Source organism: Taurinivorans muris, assembly GCF_025232395.1.
Classification (GTDB): Bacteria; Desulfobacterota; Desulfovibrionia; order Desulfovibrionales; family Desulfovibrionaceae; genus Taurinivorans; species Taurinivorans muris.
In genome coordinates, this window is the sequence record NZ_CP065938.1 from 180,260 (window position 1) to 199,941 (window position 19,682).

14 protein-coding genes are annotated in these 19,682 nt (G+C 43.6%); 13 read left to right on the forward strand and 1 reads right to left on the reverse strand.

Annotated features, from left to right (window positions below):
- Positions 1–66 precede the first annotated feature (66 nt).
- Together JBF11_RS00825 and ndk are read left to right on the forward strand one after the other, a co-directional pair.
- Entirely contained in the window at positions 67–1,425 is a 1,359-nt protein-coding gene (locus tag JBF11_RS00825) for a divergent polysaccharide deacetylase family protein (protein WP_334315498.1), read from the forward strand.
- Positions 1,426–1,433: 8 nt separating this feature from the next.
- Positions 1,434–1,853 (forward strand): nucleoside-diphosphate kinase, encoded by a 420-nt coding sequence (gene ndk / locus JBF11_RS00830; RefSeq protein ID WP_334315499.1) that lies wholly within the window; start codon positions 1,434–1,436, stop codon positions 1,851–1,853.
- A 77-nt stretch (positions 1,854–1,930) separates the two neighbouring features.
- Here the strand turns inward: ndk and JBF11_RS00835 are convergent, their stop codons facing one another.
- The gene (locus tag JBF11_RS00835; protein WP_334315500.1) at positions 1,931–2,383 is read right to left on the reverse strand and encodes a single-stranded DNA-binding protein; all 453 of its coding nucleotides are present in this window, start codon (positions 2,381–2,383) and stop codon (positions 1,931–1,933) included.
- Positions 2,384–2,562: 179 nt separating this feature from the next.
- Between JBF11_RS00835 and cysS the strand changes: the two genes are divergently transcribed.
- The 11 genes from cysS (at position 2,563) to JBF11_RS00890 (ending at position 19,681) form a co-directional block, all read left to right on the forward strand.
- Positions 2,563–4,029 (forward strand): cysteine--tRNA ligase, encoded by a 1,467-nt coding sequence (cysS, locus tag JBF11_RS00840; RefSeq protein ID WP_334315501.1) that lies wholly within the window; start codon positions 2,563–2,565, stop codon positions 4,027–4,029.
- Between the two features lie 27 nt (positions 4,030–4,056).
- Positions 4,057–5,442: a beta-barrel assembly-enhancing protease gene (locus JBF11_RS00845; protein WP_334315502.1), complete on the forward strand. Its 1,386-nt coding sequence runs from the start codon at positions 4,057–4,059 to the stop codon at positions 5,440–5,442.
- Positions 5,443–5,452: 10 nt separating this feature from the next.
- Entirely contained in the window at positions 5,453–5,995 is a 543-nt protein-coding gene (gene hslV / locus JBF11_RS00850) for an ATP-dependent protease subunit HslV (RefSeq protein ID WP_334316342.1), read from the forward strand.
- A gap of 8 nt (positions 5,996–6,003) precedes the next feature.
- Entirely contained in the window at positions 6,004–6,972 is a 969-nt protein-coding gene (locus tag JBF11_RS00855) for a CorA family divalent cation transporter (protein ID WP_334315503.1), read from the forward strand.
- An 84-nt stretch (positions 6,973–7,056) separates the two neighbouring features.
- A complete protein-coding gene (locus tag JBF11_RS00860) occupies positions 7,057–8,442 on the forward strand; it encodes an FAD-binding oxidoreductase (protein ID WP_334315504.1) in 1,386 nt (461 codons plus the stop codon).
- Between the two features lie 64 nt (positions 8,443–8,506).
- Entirely contained in the window at positions 8,507–9,760 is a 1,254-nt protein-coding gene (locus tag JBF11_RS00865; RefSeq protein ID WP_334315505.1) for a (Fe-S)-binding protein, read from the forward strand.
- Between the two features lie 24 nt (positions 9,761–9,784).
- Positions 9,785–10,816, forward strand: a complete 1,032-nt coding sequence (gene amrS, locus JBF11_RS00870) for an AmmeMemoRadiSam system radical SAM enzyme (RefSeq protein WP_334315506.1) — start codon at positions 9,785–9,787, stop codon at positions 10,814–10,816.
- Positions 10,809–11,747: a Smr/MutS family protein gene (locus JBF11_RS00875; protein WP_334315507.1), complete on the forward strand. Its 939-nt coding sequence runs from the start codon at positions 10,809–10,811 to the stop codon at positions 11,745–11,747. Before amrS ends, JBF11_RS00875 begins: the two co-directional genes overlap by 8 nt.
- Positions 11,748–11,865: 118 nt before the next feature.
- Entirely contained in the window at positions 11,866–12,849 is a 984-nt protein-coding gene (gene glpX / locus JBF11_RS00880; protein ID WP_334315508.1) for a class II fructose-bisphosphatase, read from the forward strand.
- Between the two features lie 10 nt (positions 12,850–12,859).
- Entirely contained in the window at positions 12,860–13,813 is a 954-nt protein-coding gene (locus JBF11_RS00885) for an ACP S-malonyltransferase (RefSeq protein WP_334315509.1), read from the forward strand.
- A 135-nt stretch (positions 13,814–13,948) separates the two neighbouring features.
- Complete coding sequence (locus JBF11_RS00890; RefSeq protein WP_334315510.1) at positions 13,949–19,681, forward strand: alpha-2-macroglobulin family protein; 5,733 nt, start codon at positions 13,949–13,951, stop codon at positions 19,679–19,681.
- Position 19,682 lies beyond the last annotated feature (1 nt).

Consider the following 19,682-nt stretch of genomic DNA (forward strand, 5'->3'; position numbering starts at 1 on the left):
GACAGTATTTTTGATTTTGTTTAAAATAAGGACTTGTAAACGCAAGTCCTTTTTTATGAGCGGAAAATGAAACGGCACGTATTGGCAGCACTGAATAAAAATAAACCGATTTTCGCGGGAATGAAACGCATTTTTGCGGGATTTTTGTTTTTTGTTTTGTGCATGGCTGTTTATTTGGGTATTTCCGCGCTGCTTTCGCATTTTCTGTATACCACCAATTCAGGTGTTTTTCACGAAGAATACCGGGAAACAAAAACGGAAAACGGGCAAAACTTGTTGGCGCATAAGAGTTCTTATAACGCGGCGGACATAAATTTTTCCGCATACATTGCTGACCGTGACCCTTATTGGGAACTGGAGAAAAGTATTTGCCGGAATTATCGATATGATAAGGAATTGCTCGCGCATATCGGGAAAATCCATGAAGCGGTTGACGGTTTTCTGAAGAAGGAAATTCCAGCTCAATCCTTGATTTATGCCGATAAGGGAATACATTTCACACAAAAAAACGAGGCGTACCCTTTTATCGTTTATCAGCTGGTGCATGAGGAAACCCCGGAGTACATGTATTATATTGATGATGAGAACATCGCTTTTTTTGGAAAACTCAAAGATTTTTTAAAAAATCAGAATTTGTCTTGTTCCGTAACTTTTGAAAAAAGTTTTTATTATATACAATATCAAGGAAAAATTACGCATGTTATTCGATTAAAGGAATTGCAGGAACGCATTTCCGTTTTTAGCCTGCTGTCAGGCAGCCGGTCTTTCATCACGCTCATCTTGGATGATGCGGGAGAAAATCTTTCTTTGGCGAAAGAGTGTATGGATTTGCCTTTTCCCGTTATTTTTTCCATTTGGCCGAAATCGACTTATGCGGTGTCTATTGCTGTTTTAGCCCATGAAAAAGGCTTGCCTGTTTATTTGCATCAGCCCATGGAAGCGCTGCCCCGCGGCGGGATGAAAGTCGATATAGGAAAGCAGGGCTTGTATACGGATATGAGTTTTGAAGAGATCCGTGATATTTTGTATGAAAATATTGTTTCATTGCCCTATGCGCAGGGTTTGAATAATCACATGGGGTCGAAATTCACGCTGAACGAAACGGCTATTATAAAATTTTATAAAGCCGTTCAGGAAATAAAACCGTATTTTTCGGTGCTTGACAGTTTGACTGTTCCGCAGTCGAAGTTATACCGGATTGGTAAAGAGAATGAATTTTTAGTGGCAAAACGTGATTTTTTCATAGACAACGATATGAATACGGCAAACATTTTGCAAGAATTGAACCGTGCTTATGAACTTTCAAAAAGAAATAAACGTATTGTCATTATCGGACATGTGAGAAGATCTACTGTTGAGGCATTAAAAAAATGGCAGGCGTATAAGGATCAAAACATAGTTTTTTCTTTGCCGTCAACATTTTAGGGGGAATTATGCAATATAGCTTCGGAATTATAAAACCTGATGCGATGAAAAAAAAGCTTTACGGTAAAATATTGGACGATATCGCGAATGCGGGCTTTAAGCTGATAGGATTGAAATTGTTTCACCTTACGGAAGAAAAAGCGAAAAATTTTTATGCAATGCATGCGGATAAACCTTTTTTTAATGAACTTATCCGGTATATGTGTTTAAGTCCCGTGCTTTGTTTTGTTGTGCAAAAAGAGAATGCGATTTTTGATTTCAGGGAATTGACGGGAAATACCGACCCTAAAAAAGCGGAAGAGAACACGCTGCGTTTCAAATACGGGGAAAGTATTTCCGCAAACGCCCTGCATGCCTCTGACAGCGAGGAAAGCTTTGACAGGGAATGGCGTTTTTTCTTTACCCAAGAAGAACTTTTCTTTTATTGATTTTTATGTTAAATAAAAAGACCCTTTTTCAGGTTGAACTAAAAAAAGGGCTTATTTTTTATTTTATGGTATCGCGATTAAAACGGGGTGTCGTCCATATCGCTCGCTTCACTTGGAAACGGTGAGCCGTAGTCTTCCATCGGTTCTTGATTGTGTTTCGGTTTTGGAGCCGGCTGAGGAGCGAAATCGTCAGAATTCCTGTCACCTTTCTTGTCAAGGAAACGTACGGTATTCGCCACAATGTCGGTTGAATAACGGTCTTGCCCCTGCTGGTCCTGCCATTTTCTGGTTTGAATGCGTCCTTCCACGTAAACAAGACTTCCTTTGCTCAGATATTGGGCGCAGTTTTCCGCTGCACGCTGAAAAACGCTCACTCTGTGCCATTCCGTTTTTTCAACCCTGTTTCCGTCACGGTCAAGATAGCTTTCGTCAGTGGCGATGTTGAGCGTTGTGACAGGCATGCCGCTTTGGGTGTATTTGAGTTCCGGTTCACGTCCTAACCGTCCGATAATCATAGCTTTATTTAACATAATGGATACTCCGTCATAATTTCTTGATAAGTATACTTGAAATAAAAAAAAAGACAATAAAAAAGAAGCCGCATAAAATCATTGCGTTTTTAAAAATTAATCGGCAAGGGCTTTTCTTTGACTGAAACCGAATTATTATGTATACTATGCGAAGTTAACGGAATAATAAGGAGTTTTTTATGCATATATATAACACGATGACCAAGAAAAAAGAAAAATTCGTTCCGCAAGTCGCAGGCAGGGTGGGAATGTACGCCTGCGGAATAACAGCCTATGATTTATGCCATATCGGGCATGCGCGTTCCGCCGTTGTTTTTGACGTTATCGCCCGTTATTTGGAATTTAAGGGAAATCAAGTGACATTTGTGCGGAATTTTACCGATGTTGACGACAAGATCATCAATCGCGCCAATCAGGAAAACGTGAGTTCAAAGGAAATTTCCGAACGTTATATTGCGGCATTTCATGAAGATATGGACAAGCTCAATGTCCGCCGTGCCGATATGGAGCCTAAGGCTACCGACTATATCGGAGAAATGATTGAACTTTGCGAAAAGCTTATTTCCAAAGGTCATGCGTACGCAACTCCTTCCGGCGATGTTTATTTCAGAGTCCGTTCTTTTAAAGAGTACGGCAAGCTTTCCGGACGTGATGTGAATGACATGCGTTCGGGGGCACGGATACAACCGGGAGAAGAAAAGGAAGATCCCCTTGATTTCGCTTTATGGAAAGCGGCGAAACCCAACGAACCGTATTGGGAATGTCCTTGGGGAAAAGGGCGTCCGGGCTGGCATATCGAATGTTCAGCCATGAGTGAAAAGAATTTGAAGCTGCCTCTTGATATTCATGGCGGGGGACAGGATTTGATTTTTCCTCACCATGAGAACGAAATAGCCCAAAGCGAAGCCGCTCTTGGCGGAGAATTTGCAAGATTTTGGGTGCATAACGGCTTTGTGCAGATTGATTCGGAAAAAATGTCAAAGTCATTGGGAAATTTCAAGACGATACGGGACATTTTGGAAGCGAGACATCCCGAAGCATTGCGGTTTTTCCTTTTGAGCAAACATTACAGAAGCCCCCTTGATTTTAGTTTCGCAACCATGGACGATGCGGAAAAAGGGCTTGTGCGCGTTTATGAGTGTTTAGCGGAAGTCCGTTCCGCATTGCAAAAGGATTTCAATAAGAAAATGGCTATGCCTGAAGAAATTTTAAAAGAATTTCAGGAATTGAAACAAGCTTTTCTGGACGCTATGGACGATGATTTCAATACCGCCGCCGCGCTCGGGCATGTTTTTGGCATTGTCCGTCTTGTGAACAGGGTTCTTGAAGACAAGACGCTCCGAGGCAAGGACGGAACAAAAGCGTTTTTGGAACAGGTCAGCGCGGAAGTGAATATCTGGTCGCAAATTCTGGGAGTTTTCGCTCTGGAACCGGCAGACATTTTGCTTGAATTGAGAAATTTAAATGCGAAGCGTATGAATATCGATGTTCAAAACGTGGAAGATTTATTGGCGCAAAGGCTTGAAGCGAAGAAGAATAAGGATTTTGCAAAAGCCGACAGCATCCGTGATACGCTTACTGCCATGCATGTTGAAGTCCGTGACACGCAAAACGGGCAGGTATGGGCGATCAATTATACCGGTTAGCTAACACTATGAAAATAGTGAGGAAATATGATAAAAAAAATTTTGGCGGCTTGTATCGCGGCATGTATTGCTGTCATAAGTCCTCTTCATGTTTCAAAGGCTGGATTGTTTAAAGAATTTAGCATACGTGATGAAAAAGAACTTGCCAAAGAATTTGAAATTCTTGTGAAATCCCGTTTGCCGATCATTGAAGACCCTGAAATAAAATCATATGTGCGTTCCGTCGTGGACCGTATCATTGCGAAAGTGCCTCCGCAGCCGTTTGATTTTGAAACAAACGTTATTTACAGTCCCGTGCTTAATGCGTTCGCCACTCCCGGAGGCTATGTCTGCGTTTATTCCGGACTGCTGGTCAATATTGAAGACGAGGACTCTTTGGCAGGTATTTTGTCCCATGAAGTTGCGCACGTGACCCAAAGGCATATTGCTTCGCGTATTGACAGAGGAACATATCTGAGTATCGGAACCTTGGTTGCTATGGTGGGAGCTGTTTTAGCCGGCGGGGGGGATGCCTCCGGGGCTTTGCTTGCCGGTTCAATGGCGACTTCGCAGGCGGCGATGCTCAGCTATGGACGGCAGGATGAAAGTGATGCGGACAAGTTCGGTTTGCAATATATGATGAGGGCGGGATACGACCCGCGGGGAATGGCGAAAGCCTTTCAGGTCCTGCAAAATAAAAGTTTAGGCGCGAGTTCCGATTTTCCGACGTATTTATCCACACACCCCAATATCAATGCCCGTATTGCAGCGGTAAATTCCTTTGTCCGCGGCTTAAAAAAAACGAATAAAAAGATTGACAACAGCAGGTTTTTGCGGGCGAAAGCATTGACCGTCGCCTATTATGCGGATCTTCGTTTTGCGGAAAATTATTTTTCAGCGAAAAAAAGCGCTTATGATTATATGGGCTTGGGAATAGTCGCCCATAAACGCAATCAAATCAGACAGGCGGAAGAATTTTTGCAAAAAGCCGTGCAAGCCGCTCCTTCCGATTCCCTTATGAACAGGGAACTGGGACGTTTTTATTTTGATGTGGGAAAGTTTGCGCAGGCAAAGAAATATTTGGAAAAAGCCCTTTCCGTAAATCCTAAGGATTATATGGCGGTATTTTTTTACGCCCGTTTGCTGGACAGCGAAAATCATGTTCTTGAAGCCCAAAAAGAGTATGAGAAAGTTTTGCGGTACGCTCCTGAAGACGGTGAGGTTTTAAATTTTTACGGACGTGTTTTAGGGCGTCAAGGCAAGGAATTTGAAGGCTATTTGCAGTTGGCGCTGGCTGAAATTTACAGAAATGACGAAGCAAGGGCAAATTCTTGGCTCAAAAGAGCAGGGGAACTCGCTCAAACGGATACGCAAAAAGCAAGTTTGAAAAACGTTCAGTCCATTATGGCGGAACGGAAAAAATATTGGAAATAAGGGTATGAGCATGGAAATACGCGGCACTACGATACTTGCGGTCAGAAAAGACGATAAAGTCGTCATAGCCGGAGACGGACAGGTTACCATGGGGCAATCCATGGTGATGAAACATACGGCGAAAAAAGTCCGCCGCCTTTATAAGGGAAAAGTTATCGGAGGTTTTGCAGGGGCGACTGCCGATGCCTTCACCCTTTTTGAACGTTTTGAAGCGAAACTTGAGGAAAGCGGCGGAAATTTGGCCAGAGCCGCTGTCGAGCTTGCGAAAGATTGGCGGAATGATAAATACTTACGCAAATTGGAAGCCATGCTTCTTGTTGCTGATTTGGAACATATTTTGATTTTAACGGGAACCGGCGATGTCATAGAACCGGATTCAGGGGTTGCAGCTATCGGATCAGGCGGAAGTTTCGCCCTTTCCGCCGCAAAAGCGCTTTTAAAACACAGCAATTTGGATGCGGAAGAAATCGCAAGGGAATCAATGGAAATCGCCGGTGACATCTGTGTCTTCACAAACCATAATTTAACCGTGGAAATATTGAAAAAAGAATAGGTCGCGGAATGGATAAAAAAGTCGTTTTCATCCATAACAATATTTGCAAAGAAACAGGACAGGAAGTTGTTTTGGAAGAACTTTTTGTTGAGCAATCGCAAAATTTGTATTGGGTGAATTATGAAATTTCAACTGATGACGAATGGGAAAAATTGTTGGCTGCACTCCCTCTTTCTGAATTTGAACAACGTTTTTTTACCGATAAAAAAGCGTTTCCGAGGGTTGAAGTTGTGCAGGCGACAGGCTTGTATCTGCGTATTCCGACTTCTAACCGCTGGGAGGAAACAACCTATTTTATCCATTTGGTTTTATTAGGAAATATTGTTCTTACAATAACAAAGAGCGAAGGTGAAACGCTGGATAAAGCCTATCAGCAGCTGCAGGCGGGCGTGAAGCTCGAAGGTAAGGAAGGCATTTTTTTATTGATGTATCTTCTTGAGGGCATAGAAGAACACCTTATTAATAATTATCTTGAAGCAAGAAGCATTATCAACAGTTTTATCAAGTCCTTGGAAAGCATTCCCGATGATCAGGACAATGATAACGTTGTTAAGATAAAGGGTCGTTTAATGAATATCACCGGGCAGTGCGAAGAGTTTTTATTTGCCTGCACCTTGCTGAGAACCGTTATTTCCGTATCGTTCTTTCCTGCGCATACTAAAAAATTGCTTAATGATATTTTAGATACGCTCGCCCATGTCGAGCAAAGCATGCATAAGTTGGATAAGCATCTGGAAGATCAGCTTCATAGGATAGATTCCCATTTTCGAGAATTGTCCGATAAACGCCTGCGTATTTTAACGGTTTTGTCTTCGATTTTTTTGCCGCTGACATTCATTTCCAGTCTATACGGCATGAATTTCGAGCATATGCCGGAATACGGTTATGAATACGCTTATCCTATCTGTTTGGGTATCATGCTTTTCATCGGTCTTGGCATGATTGTCTATTATGCGGTAAAAGGGTGGTTTCATTAATTTTAGTTTTTTTGTTGCAAGCCGAATGAAGCGGTGGTATTTTAAAAAACATGCAAGTAACTTTAACGAGGAAATAGGTGAATTATGATTTCAAAAGCGTTAATTGCGGAGTTTGAAGCTCTTTTGGGAAAGGAAAATGTTTTATCAGAAGAAATAGACAGGCATAGCTATTCTTTTGATGCGGCTGTGCTTGAGTCTTGCGTGCCGGCTTTGGTTTTGTTTCCGACTAAAACAGAACAGCTTGGAGTTATTGTTAAAAAATGTTATGATGAAGGATTGCACATCACTGTCCGCGGTTCAGGTTCCAATCTTTCCGGCGGAACCATTCCCGACGATAAGGACAGCGTTGTTATCGCGACCGGAAAACTTAATAAAATTTTGGAAATCAATGAAGAAGATTTGTATGCGGTTGTCGAACCCGGAGTTGTTACGGAGCAATTTGCAAATCAGGTTCGGACAAAAGGGCTTTTTTATCCTCCTGATCCGGGTTCGCAAAGCATTTCGACCATCGGCGGCAATATTGCCGAAAACGCAGGCGGTTTGCGCGGTTTGAAATATGGCGTAACCAAAGATTATGTCATGGGCTTGGAATTTTATGATTTCGAGGGGCAGCTGGTAAAAACCGGTTCCCGCACGGTAAAATGCGTTACCGGATATAATCTTGCGGGTATGATGATCGGTTCCGAGGGAACGCTCGGTCTTATCAGCAAAGCTATTTTAAAACTTGTTCCGCCTCCTAAGGCGTCAAAAGCCATGATGGCTATTTTTGACGATGTGCAAAAAGCGTCGGAAGCGGTTGCGGGTATCATCGCCGCCCACGTTGTGCCCTGTACTTTGGAATTTTTGGACCATGCGACCATAAATTATGTTGAAGAAGATAAGAAAATCGGTTTGCCGAAAGATGCCGATGCGCTTTTGCTTATCGAAGTGGACGGGCACCCGGGACAAGTTGCCGATGAAACGGAAATTGTCGAGAGAGTTTTAAAGGCATGCGGCGCGACAGCCATTCATATCGCCCAAAACGAAGAAGAAAAGAATAAGATTTGGCTTGGCAGAAGAAATGCCCTTCCGGCTCTCGCCCGTCTTCGTCCTACCACTGTTTTGGAAGACGCAACCGTTCCCCGTTCAAAAATTCCCGCCATGGTGAAAGCTTTGAATGAAATCGCTAAAAAATACAATGTGCAGATGGGAACATTCGGGCATGCCGGCGACGGCAACTTGCACCCGACCATTTTGTGCGATAGGCGTGACCATGAAGAATTTGTGCGAGTGGAAGCTGCTGTCGATGAAATTTTCAATGTCGCTTTGGAACTTGGCGGAACGCTTTCCGGCGAGCATGGCATCGGCACCGCAAAGGCGAAATGGCTTGAAAAAGAAACTTCCCGCGGCACTATCATGTTCTCACGCAGGCTGAGAAGAGCTATCGACCCTAAAGGACTTTTTAATACACAAAAATTAGTGGGCGTTTAATATGAATGATATGGAGCAGTTAAGACAATCTCTTTTGAAGATTGACGACCTTTTGGCATCTTGTATGCGATGTGGAAATTGTCAAGCAGTTTGTCCCGTTTTTTCACAGACTTGCAGGGAAGCTGACGTTGCAAGAGGCAAAATCGTTCTTTTGCAGAATTTGGCTTACGAACTTATCAAAGACCCTAAAGCTGTCGAAGAGCGTTTGACTCGTTGCCTGTTGTGCGGTGCGTGTGAACATAATTGTTCTACCGGTGTAAAAACGCTGGAAATTTTCGTTGAAGGAAGAATTGCGTTAACGCAGTATTTAAAACTTTCTCCTATCAAGAAATTTATTTTTCAATCATTGCTTACCCACCCGAAACTTTTTAAAAATGCTATCCGCACGGGCTCCCTTTTCCAAGGGCTTATTTTGCGCAGACAAAAAAACAAGCAGAATACCGCAACAGCCCCTTTGCTCAAACCGTTTCTTGGCGCACGCCATATTCCCACTTTGCCTAAAAAGCAGCTGAGTGAAAAATACGGAGTTCTTGTCGGGGACAAGTCCAAGAAATACAATGTCATTTTTTATCCCGGCTGTATGAGTGACAAGGTATATACGCAAATCGGCGATGCCGTGCTGTCCTTATTGTTTCATTACGATGTCGGGGTAATCATGCCTGATGATTTTTCCTGCTGCGGGCTTCCCGCCTTGGCTTCCGGTGATAAGAACGGTTTTGACGCCTTGGTTAAAAACAATATCGGAGTTTTTGAACGCATAGGGCTTGATCACGGGGTTGATTATGTTGTCAGCGCCTGCCCTTCCTGCACGGAAACGCTGCATAAATGGTGGCTGCAACTATCTGGAAATTATAGTCTGAAAGAAAGGGACGTTTTGCAAAAAATCAGCGCAAAGGCTATTGATATGCATGATTTTCTGTACAATGTTTTAAAAATTGACACAAGCAAGACCACACCGAAAGAAAATGCGGCTGTGATTACTTATCATGAATCTTGCCACTTGAAGAAATCCTTGGGAATTTCCAAAGAAGTGCGTGAACTTTTGAAACTGAATGAAAATTATGTGTTAAAAGAAATGGCGGAAGCTGACAAATGCTGCGGCTGCGGGGGAAGCTTCACCTTGACCCAACCGGAACTTTCTTTGAAAATCGGCACGCGAAAATGGAAAAATATTGTGGACAGCGGCGCGGAAGAAGTTGTTACGGCTTGTCCCGCCTGCATGATGCAAATCGCCGATATGCTGGGAAGAAACCAAACAGACATAAAGGTAAGGCACAGCCTTGAAATTTTAGCGGAAACGCTGACGGCTGGAAAATAATTAAAAAATACTGATGAGGCAAAAATGTGGGAAAAGTTTGATACGTATTGCGTGTGTAAGCTTTGCTCACATTTTTGCCGTTTATCGGAAGATGAGCCTGCCGGCAGGTGCAATGTCCGCTTCTACAAGGACGGCGAAGTTTTTTCCCTTGTGGGTAAGCGGTTAGCCGCTGTCAATATCGATCCCATAGAGAAAAAGCCCCTTTATCATTTTAAGCCCAAAGCAAAAGCTCTTTCGGTGGGAACTGTCGGCTGTAATTTTCAATGCGCTTGGTGTCAAAACCATTCTTTGGTGACAGCTGTTCAATTTGTAAATTTTCCCGATCATGATTTTCAGACAATGAACGCTTGTTTCGGGCAAGCCTATGAACCTGAAGAACTTATCCGTATTGCTTGTGAGCATAATGTTGAAACGCTTGCCTATACCTATAATGAGCCGACAATCTTTTTTGAACAGGCACTTTCTCTTGCCGAATATGCGGTAAAAGAAAACAAGGCAAATATTTTTGTTTCCAACGGATATTTTTCAAAACAGGCGTTTCAGGTATTAAAACAGTGTATTCATGCTTTTAATATCGATATTAAAGCATTTTCCGAAAAAACATATCAAGATTTTTGCGGAGCAAGGCTCCGTCCTGTTCTTGATTCCTGCGTGAGAGTGAAAGAAGCCGGTCTGCACCTTGAGGTGACGACGCTTCTTATTCCTGAATTGAACGACAGTACGGAAGAATTGACGCAGCTTGCTCAATTTATTGCGGAAGAATTGGGAAAAGACACGGTATGGCATATCAGCGCGTTTCATCCGAGCCATAATATGCGGAATAAAGCGGCAACTCCGGTTCATACTCTCGATAAAGCCTATGAAATAGGAAAAGAAGCGGGGCTTCACCATATTTATTATGGAAATGTGCCAAAAGAAAATAACACTGTTTGTCCGAAATGCCAAACAACCCTTATTGAACGAAAGGGATATTCAGTGAAAATTTTAGATGATTTTAGGGGAAAATGTCCCCGCTGTAATTTTGAAATAAGCGGAATATGGCGGTACTATGAGTAAAAATGACGAAAAATCCAATAATCCTTTTGCAAAACTTGCGGCTATGCAGTTTCCTGATAAAAACGCACCTGAAAAAGCAAGGCGCGTATCTGTTCCGGCGGAAAAGCATAAACCGTCCGATGTTTCTTTTGATGACGATGAGCGTTTGTTCTTAGCCAGTATCGGGGAAGTGAGTGCGCTTGGTTTTGATAAGAAAGTGTATGCCGGTTTTTCCGAAAATTCTTGCACCATGGCGGAACTTTTAGAGAAAACAAACATGCGGAAAAAAGAACGTGTTTCCGCCCGTCAGCCTGAAAAACAGGAAGGGACCAAAAAGAAAATCGTTGTTGATACAAAACATGAGGAAAATCAAGAAGATACTGACGATTTTTATAAGGCGATGCAGGATGTGAAAAGCTTGGACGGAAAAGGCAGGGCTGTTGTTCCCTGCACGAAAGAGCTGAATGTGAGCCCGCCTCCGGCAACAAATCCCTTGCAGGATTTTATGGACGGTAAATTGGAATTTGCCCTTAACGCTACGGAAGATTATGTTGAGGGGCATATTTTGGGCATGGATTTAATGACTGTGGGAAAATTGCAAAGCCGCCAATACAGCCCCGAAGCCCATATTGATTTGCACGGGCTCAATATCGAGCAGGCTTACTATAATTTGGTCGCATTTTTCAGAAATTCGTACCAAAGAGGTTTGCGTACGGTTTTAGTGGTTACGGGCAAGGGAAAAAATTCTGTGAACGGTATGCCCATACTGCGCAATAAGGTGCAGGAATGGTTTACAAAAGACCCATTCAGACGTGTGGTTATCGCTTTTTGCACAGCCAAGCAGGAAGACGGAGGCACCGGAGCCTTATATGTTCTTATCCGTAAGCAAAAGAAAACGAACGGTAAAGTGTGCTGGGATTTAACACCCACGGACAGCGTTTTCTTTTTATAAAATTATTTGAAATTCGCAGAGATAGCAGATATGAAAAAAAAGTAAGCTTAATTCTTGCTGATTATTTCAAAACTTGTTATAAGACAAACGGAAAAAATATTATGAGGGAAGGTTTATTATGCAAGCTCCTGAAAAAAATTTAGCTTTTGATCTTGTGCGTGTTACTGAATCTGCAGCTTTATCCGCGGCGCGTTGGCTCGGCTTGGGAAATAAAGAAGGCGGTGACGGTGCAGCGGTTGATGCTATGCGTCTTTCCTTTAATTCGCTTGATATCAATGGTACCGTTATTATTGGTGAAGGTGAAAAAGATAATGCTCCAATGCTCTATAACGGGGAAAAAATCGGTACCGGTGACGGTGCGAGTTTGGATATCGCCGTCGACCCGGTCGAAGGCACGAACCTTTTGGCGACAGGACGTCCCAATTCTATTTCCGTAATCGGCGCTTGTGCCGCCGGTACCATGTATAATCCTGGTCCGAGTTATTATATGCAAAAAATCGCTGTTGGTCCTGAAGCGAGAAATGTTATTGATATTGATGCTCCGGTGAAAGACAATCTGCGCAATGTCGCCAAAGCGCGCGGTAAAGATATCCACGACCTTGTCGTTTTTATTCTCGATAAACCCCGTCATCAACGCCTTATTCAAGAAATCCGCGAAGCAGGCGCAAGAATACAGCTGCATACGGACGGTGACGTCGCAGGCGCTCTCATGGTTGCCGACCCGCGCGGCGGTATCGATATCATGATGGGAACAGGCGGAACGCCGGAAGGCGTCATTGCTGCCTGCGCATTAAAAGGTGTCGGCGGACAGCTTTTAGGGCGTCTTGATCCGCAGTCTTTGGTGGAAAAAGAAGCTATCGAGAAAGCCGGTGTCGATATGCGGGAAATTCTGTCCATTGAATCGCTTATCAAAGCTGACGACGCATTTTTTGCGGCAACGGGCATTTCCGGCGGTTCATTCCTGAACGGTGTTGAATTTGTCGGCGGCGGCGCTGTCACCCATTCGCTTGTTATCCGTGCTAAAACCGGCACTATCCGTTATATTGAATCCCATCACAATTGGAATAGGCTGATGAAATTCAGTGCTGTTGATTATTCATAGGTGATTTAACATGAGTGTTGCTATATTATTTCCGGGACAAGGTTCTCAAAAATTCGGAATGGGCAAACGCCTTTCCGAGAAACGTTCCGATATTATGGATTTGTGGATTAAGGCGGAAAAAATAAGCGGTGTGCCTTTGCGTGAAATTTATTGGGAAAGCAATGACAATGATTTAATGGCGAATACCCGCAATCTGCAGCCTGCCATTACTGTTGTGAACTTGGCTTTATGGCTTTATACGAAAGATTATATCAAGCCTAACTGCACAGCCGGGCACAGCCTTGGGGAATTCAGCGCGTTGGCTGCCGCAAAGGTATTGAGCCTTGATGATGTTTTGCAGGCTGTTTCTTTGCGCGGTCGTTTAATGGCTGAAGCAGATCCCGAGGGAATCGGCTCCATGTACGCTGTTTTGCGTTTAAATGCGGAACAGGTTGAAACGCTCTGCAAAGACGTTTCCGATAATTCCGGCAAAATGGTGCGGCTTGCCAATAGGAATACCCCCGGACAATTCGCTATCAGCGGACATAAGCAGGCGCTTGAAGAAGTTGTTGAAAAAGCCCAAGCGCTCGGCGGAAAATGTATTCCCCTTGCTGTGAGCGGCGCTTTCCATACGCCTTTGATGGCTGAAGCTTCTGCCGAATTTTCAAAATATTTGAGTTCCATTGATTTTCATGACGCGGAATTTCCTGTTTATTGCAATATCAACGGGGAACCGTTGTCAGAAGCTGAAAAGCTCCGGTCTGCAATAAAAAAACAGATGACTTCTTCCGTGTATTGGATTGAAACCATTTGCAGTCAATATGAAAATGGCGTTCGGAAATGGTTTGAATTCGGTCCTCAGGGAATTTTAACCCGTATGATGCGGCAAATCATCAAAGTGAACGAGGGGGCGGACAGTTGTTTTGAAACAATTCATATCCCGAACCTTGAAGAAGCCGATAATTATATCAGCAATAATTGTTAATAGCAAAAAAAATTATTTTAAAATCAGCCTAATCGGCTGATTTTTTTTATTTAAAAATCTTTGCTTTAACTTGTCAGAAATAGCGATATTGGATATGTTTCAAGAAAAAAGCAAATTGATTTTGGAGTTCGCCATATGAAAATTTGGAATAAAATTTTTTACTTAGCTGTATTTTTTATATTTTGTTCTTCTGCTCATGCGAAAAATTCCGTTGAATATATACGCTATTTGGCGGAGCAAACTTCTGTGAACGAAATTGCGGAAAATAAAGTGATACGTATTGTGCAGGGAATGGACCCTGTTTATTTGAATTTTTCTGCTGATGAAAAAGTTTGTAAAGAAAAATACGGAGATAAGGCATTTGAAATTTGCGGACGCAGTTTTCAGGATATCCTGCCTGAAACCGGTCAAATTCAAATAACCCCGAAAATGGAAGGAAAATGGCAATGGCAGTCTGATTTTTCGCTTGCGTTTTATCCCAGTAAGGAATGGAAAGCCGATACAAAATTTTCCGTACAGTTCGGGAAAGAGTCTTTGCCGAAACTCACGGTGATCACAAAGCCTGTTCAGTTTACAACGCAGGCGCTCAAGCCCAGCATTGTCGGTGATTTTAAATTTGATCCTGAACATGCTGAAACCATGATGATCACAGGTTCCGTATCGTTCAATTACCAAGTGGACAGGGAAAGTCTGGAGTCCAAAATTCATGTTGTTCCTGTGAGCACGGGTGCGGTGACACTTGGAAAAATGGAAACAAACTTTCATAACGGGACTTTGTATTTTTCCATTCCCGTGCTGAAAGTGAGCGATAAGGCAGCTGACGTGAAAATTCAGCTTTTTGCCGGTGTGCAGGCTGTTTCAGGGGGAAAATTGGCCTCTAATCATGAATATGTGATTAAAGTTCCGTCAAAAAGTGAAATTTTTAAATTCATCGGCAGCGAAGCAGGTATTGAGGAATTGCCCGATCTGTCTGCCAAGCAAAATATCGTTGCGGAATTCAGCCTGCCTGTTCTTCCCAAACAGTTGGAAGATAAAATCCACGCTGTTCTTTTGCCCCGTGAAAAAGTGCAGACGGAAGAGGCGAAGGACAACCCGCCTTACAAATGGTGGTCTTTTGCGGAAATCAGTCCCGACGTATTGAAAAAATCTGAAAATTTGGAGCTTTCGTTCTTGAATAACAGGGAAGAAAATACGCGTTTCATAATGCTTGCACCGCAAAACGCTGTTGAGGCGGGGCGCTGCGCGTATCTGACCATTTCCGCGCCTGTACAAGGTCCGGACGGTTTCGTCATTGATAAGGATATTCATTTGCTGGTGCAGTTTGATGCGTTGCAAAGCGTGATGAAAATCATGCAAAAAGGTTCGCTGCTTTCTTTGCGCGGGGATAAGAAACTTTCCTTGTATGCACGCAATGCGGATGAAATTCACTATATAGTCAGGCAAATCCGCCCGGAATTTATTAATTCCTATATTCCCTTATTAAAACAAGCCCAATACGGACAAGTTCACGGTGAAATGCTTGACAGCATGAGTATCGTGCATGAGGGAAGTCTCCCCTTAGCCTTTACTAATGCGGAAAAAGCGCAGTTCGCTTCTTTGGATCTGGCGCCTTTCCTGAAAAATGACAAAGGTTTTTTCCATATAACAGTTGAAGCGAAAAAAGAAGGTGCGGTAACTGCTGCCGATTCCCGTTTCATTATGCTCAGCGATTTGGGACTTATTGTGAAAGCTGACGACAGCGAAGAGAACGTGCAGGCGTATCTTACTTCCTTGGCCGCGGGAAAGCCTGTCAGCGGAGCTGAAATTGAAGTTTTGGGAGCGAACGGCATAGCCCTTTTCAAAGGGAAGACGGATAGGAACGGCGTTGTTTCTTTGCCTTCCTTGGCGGGCTATGAGCGGGAAAAGCAAGTGGTTGCCATTGCCGCAAAATTTAAAGATGATATGGCAGTTCTTCCTTATGTTGATTATCAATTCATTTTGCGTCCTCAAAACAGAACGGACACCTCCGGAAAAGTTTTTTCCGAAACGAGTTTGAATGGTTTTATTTTTACCCAGCGCGACATGTATCGTGCAGGGGAAACCGCATATTTCGGTTTTATTTTAAAACAGGAAAATATGAACGCCGGACTTGAAAACATGCCTCTTCTCGCAACTGTGTACGCAAGCAGCGGCAAAATACTCCGTAAACAAAAAATTACCGTATCCAAGCAGGGAATGGGGGAATTTTCCTGTAAAATTCCTGAAAACGCCGTGAGCGGCATGTATCGTTTTCATATTGAAAAAGCGGATAATTCCGCGTCATTGTTGGCGAAAGATTTTTATGTCATGGATTTTACGCCGGACACTATCAAGGCAAAGCTTGAAAATAATCTTACCGGAGTAAAAAAATGGTATGGCAGAGAAGACTTGCAGGATTTAGCGTATACGGTAACCGTCGAAAATCTTTTCGGTTCGCCTGCAATGGGCAATACTGTCAAGGCAAGGCTTATCGCTTCGCCCATGCAGTTTGCTTTTGATAATGAATATAAAGACTTCATTTTTTATGACGCAGGCAAAGCGGAGAAAAGCAATGTGCAGGAACTTGGCAGCTTTGTCACGGATAAGGAAGGAAAAGCGGATATAAAAATTGATGTCAATGCAATTGGATATGAAAGCTTGGCTTTGACGCTGCAAGCAGAAGTTTTTGACGCGCAGGGCGCTTCCAACATCCTTGTTAAGGATTTGCTGTATGTTTCACCCCTCAGCGCCGTGCTCGGGTATAAGACGCAGAGCAATTTGGCGTTTTTGACACAGCAGGAAAAAGCGAGTCTTGAAATCATCGCTTTGGATATGTTTGCAAAACCTTATGCGATGGGCGAGCTTGCCGTTGAATTGTATCAGTCTGATTTTGTGAAGAGTTTGGTTAAAGTTAACGGAAAATACCAATATACGAAAGTTCGGCGCGAAAAGCTGCTTTCGACGGGTTCCGCCCAGCTGAACGGTGAGCTTTTGCATTTCAGCCTTGATACGTCCGAAGTGGGCGAAAAACTGCTTGTGTTCAAAGATAAAAAGGAACGTGTTGTTTTGCAGGTCCGCTATACCGTTGTGGGAGACAGTTCCGTGCAGTTTGACGAATATAAGTCGGCGGATTTGCAGGCAGCTGTCGACACAAAAGAGTATAAGACCGGCGAGAGCATAAGAGTAGCTTTGAAAACCCCTTACGAAGGATCGGGGCTTATTACAATCGAACGTGATAAGGTTTATGCCGCAAAATGGTTTGCAGCCGATAAGGGAAATAGCGTTCAATCCATTGAAATTCCTGAAGGACTGGAGGGAAAAGCGTATATCAATGTTTTGTATTTTAGGGACATTGAAGATGAAGAGATTTTTGTGGAGCCTTGCGCAAGCGTGGTTTTGCCGTTTACCGTTGATGTGTCCAAACGCAAGCTTGGTTTGGAACTTGAAATAGCAAAGGGTGAAAAAGATTTTGTCGCCCGTCCGGGACAGGAGTTCACAGTGCAGGTTCGCACGGATGAGCCGGCAAAAGTGCTTGTTTATGCTGTTGACGAGGGTATTATCCGCCTGACGGGCTATCAGCGTCCGAATCCTTTGCAGGAGCTTTTCCTGGACAGGGCGCTGTCCGTGCAAACATATCAATATTTGGATATGCTTATGCCTGAATTTTCTCTTATGCAAAAGCAGCTGGCAAAGTTCGGCGGGGATATGCTTTTTGCCGCAAAACATGAAAACGCGCTGCGAAGCGCAGGGGTAAATCCTTTTAAAGTGAGGGATTACAAGCCTGCTGTTTTCTGGTCAGGACTTTTGGATGTCGATAAAAAGGGCAAAGAAATAAAAATTCCCGTGCCGGATACCTATAATGGCAATATGCGTGTTTTTGCCGTGGCTGTTTCCGATACAAAAGCCAATGCCGCGCAAAAAGATGTTTCGTGCCAAGCCGAAATTGTCGTGCAGCCTTATCTTCCGTTTTTCGTTTCTCCTACGGATGAATTCGAAGCGACTCTTTTATTGACGGATATGCGTAAGGATAAGCGTTTAAAAGATATTGAATTGAAAATGGATTTAGGCTCAGCCTTTGAGTTGGTCGGAAAAGATACGCTCGCTCTCGTTCTTGAAGAGGGTAAGCAAAACATTGTACGCCTGCGGATAAAAGTGAAAGACGGCGATGATATTTTCGGTGAAAAAACGCTTCGCTTCATAGTGACGCAAAAACAGTCAGGCTTGAAGCAAACAATGCCCGCAATGCTTTCCGTGCGCCCGGCTTCTGCTCGGTATGGCACGGTAACGCTTGGCATGCTTTCGGAAAAGAATAAAAAATATGCGGAAGACATTGTTCTTTCACGAAAACTGTATCCGCAGTTCGCAATGCTTTCCGCAAGTGTTTCATCTGCACCTATCCCGTATGTGCAGGCGCTCTTGCAGCGTAATGCTTGGTTTTGCTATCCAAGCACCGTGCAGCGCGTGGCAAAGGCTATGCCTTTGTTATATCTTTTGGAAAATAAGCAATACGCTCCGAAACTGGACGATTTTTCAGAAGAAAAAATACGTTCCCAAATCATGGAGTGTCTGCAAATTCTTGAAAGCCGTCACACGTACCGCAATGTTTTCTACCGTTGGGATAATTACGGGTCCTTATCCGTCTACGAGCTTGCTTTTGTTTTTGATTTTCTTACCACCGCAAGGGAAAAAGGCTTTGCCCTCGCAAGTTATCTTTTTGAAGACATAAAGAACGCGTTGCAGGAAAAATTAGCGCATATGCCGAGCGATCTGGAAGAAGCGAGAGCCATTGCCTACGGCGCTTGGGGATTGACCCGAAACGGCATAATCACGTCTCAAATCATGGCGAATTTGACAACATGGCTTGAGCAAAATGTGAAGAATTGGGAAAGCGATATTGCGGCATCTTTAATGGCGGGTTCCATGAAGCTTATGATGCAGGACGAACTTGCCGGTATGTTTATTGAAAAATATATGCCTGCAATGCAAAATGCGGGAAAATATCCCGCAGGTTTTGACAGCCTTTCGGAACGGGCTTTATATGGGGAAATTGTTGCAAAACATTTTCCTGAAAAATTGGAAAGCGAGAAGAGCAAGCAATATATGCAGGAACTTTACAGTTTATTGCAGGAATATTTCGCACAGAGTTCCGAAGCGCTGGCGATACGTACCATCATCGAAACCGGCGCCCGGCAGGATGTTGAAATCATTGCTTCCTATTTGGCTTTTGCGGATAAGGCGGGAAATGTTGTTTCTTCCAACGTTGCGGAAACGGAAGATACTGTTTCGCACAGTATAAGCCTGGAAGACAGCGATGGGATTGTTTCCGTCAATACTGTGCGGATACAAGCGGAAAAACCGCTTTTTTACCAAGTAAGTGTCAGCGGATATGATAAGGATCGTTTCGCAGGGCAAGGCAAGCAGGCTTTTTCCGTAACCCGTGAATATCGTGATGCGGACGGCGCTCCTGTGAAAGCGTTCCGGGTCGGGGAAGAAGTTGTCGTGGTGATAAAAGCGAAATCACAGACAGGCAAGTCCGAATCCGTCATGATTACGGATATTTTGCCTGCCGCTTTTGAATTTATTGCCGTGCCGTCTGCTGAACCGCTGCGCCTTGGAACCATGCAGGGCAGGAGCGATGCCGGCGTATTGCGGGACGAAGCAGAAATGCAGGTTGAATTTGCAGACAAACTGGAAGACAGGGCTTTGCTTTTCGCAACTCTTGAAAACAGGGAAACGGTTTTTAGTTATAAAGTGCGCGTAAGCAATAAAGGAAATTTTGTTTTGCCTGACATCACCGTGCAGTCTGCGGAAAATCCTTTGCTTTACGCTCGTGACTTAACCATAAAAGATACGAGAATTGTTGCAGAATAAT

Bases quoted from the DNA above. Each gene is read 5' to 3' on its own strand.
- JBF11_RS00825 (WP_334315498.1), top strand. From the start codon at position 67: ATGAAACGGCACGTATTGGCAGCACTGAATAAAAATAAACCGATTTTC.
- JBF11_RS00875 (WP_334315507.1), top strand. From the start codon at position 10,809: ATGAGTAAAAATGACGAAAAATCCAATAATCCTTTTGCAAAACTTGCG.
- amrS (WP_334315506.1), top strand. From the start codon at position 9,785: ATGTGGGAAAAGTTTGATACGTATTGCGTGTGTAAGCTTTGCTCACAT.
- ndk (WP_334315499.1), top strand. From the start codon at position 1,434: ATGCAATATAGCTTCGGAATTATAAAACCTGATGCGATGAAAAAAAAG.
- hslV (WP_334316342.1), top strand. From the start codon at position 5,453: ATGGAAATACGCGGCACTACGATACTTGCGGTCAGAAAAGACGATAAA.
- JBF11_RS00890 (WP_334315510.1), top strand. From the start codon at position 13,949: ATGAAAATTTGGAATAAAATTTTTTACTTAGCTGTATTTTTTATATTT.
- JBF11_RS00865 (WP_334315505.1), top strand. From the start codon at position 8,507: ATGCGATGTGGAAATTGTCAAGCAGTTTGTCCCGTTTTTTCACAGACT.
- cysS (WP_334315501.1), top strand. From the start codon at position 2,563: ATGCATATATATAACACGATGACCAAGAAAAAAGAAAAATTCGTTCCG.
- JBF11_RS00855 (WP_334315503.1), top strand. From the start codon at position 6,004: ATGGATAAAAAAGTCGTTTTCATCCATAACAATATTTGCAAAGAAACA.
- JBF11_RS00835 (WP_334315500.1), bottom strand. From the start codon at position 2,383: ATGTTAAATAAAGCTATGATTATCGGACGGTTAGGACGTGAACCGGAA.
- JBF11_RS00885 (WP_334315509.1), top strand. From the start codon at position 12,860: ATGAGTGTTGCTATATTATTTCCGGGACAAGGTTCTCAAAAATTCGGA.
- glpX (WP_334315508.1), top strand. From the start codon at position 11,866: ATGCAAGCTCCTGAAAAAAATTTAGCTTTTGATCTTGTGCGTGTTACT.
- JBF11_RS00860 (WP_334315504.1), top strand. From the start codon at position 7,057: ATGATTTCAAAAGCGTTAATTGCGGAGTTTGAAGCTCTTTTGGGAAAG.
- JBF11_RS00845 (WP_334315502.1), top strand. From the start codon at position 4,057: ATGATAAAAAAAATTTTGGCGGCTTGTATCGCGGCATGTATTGCTGTC.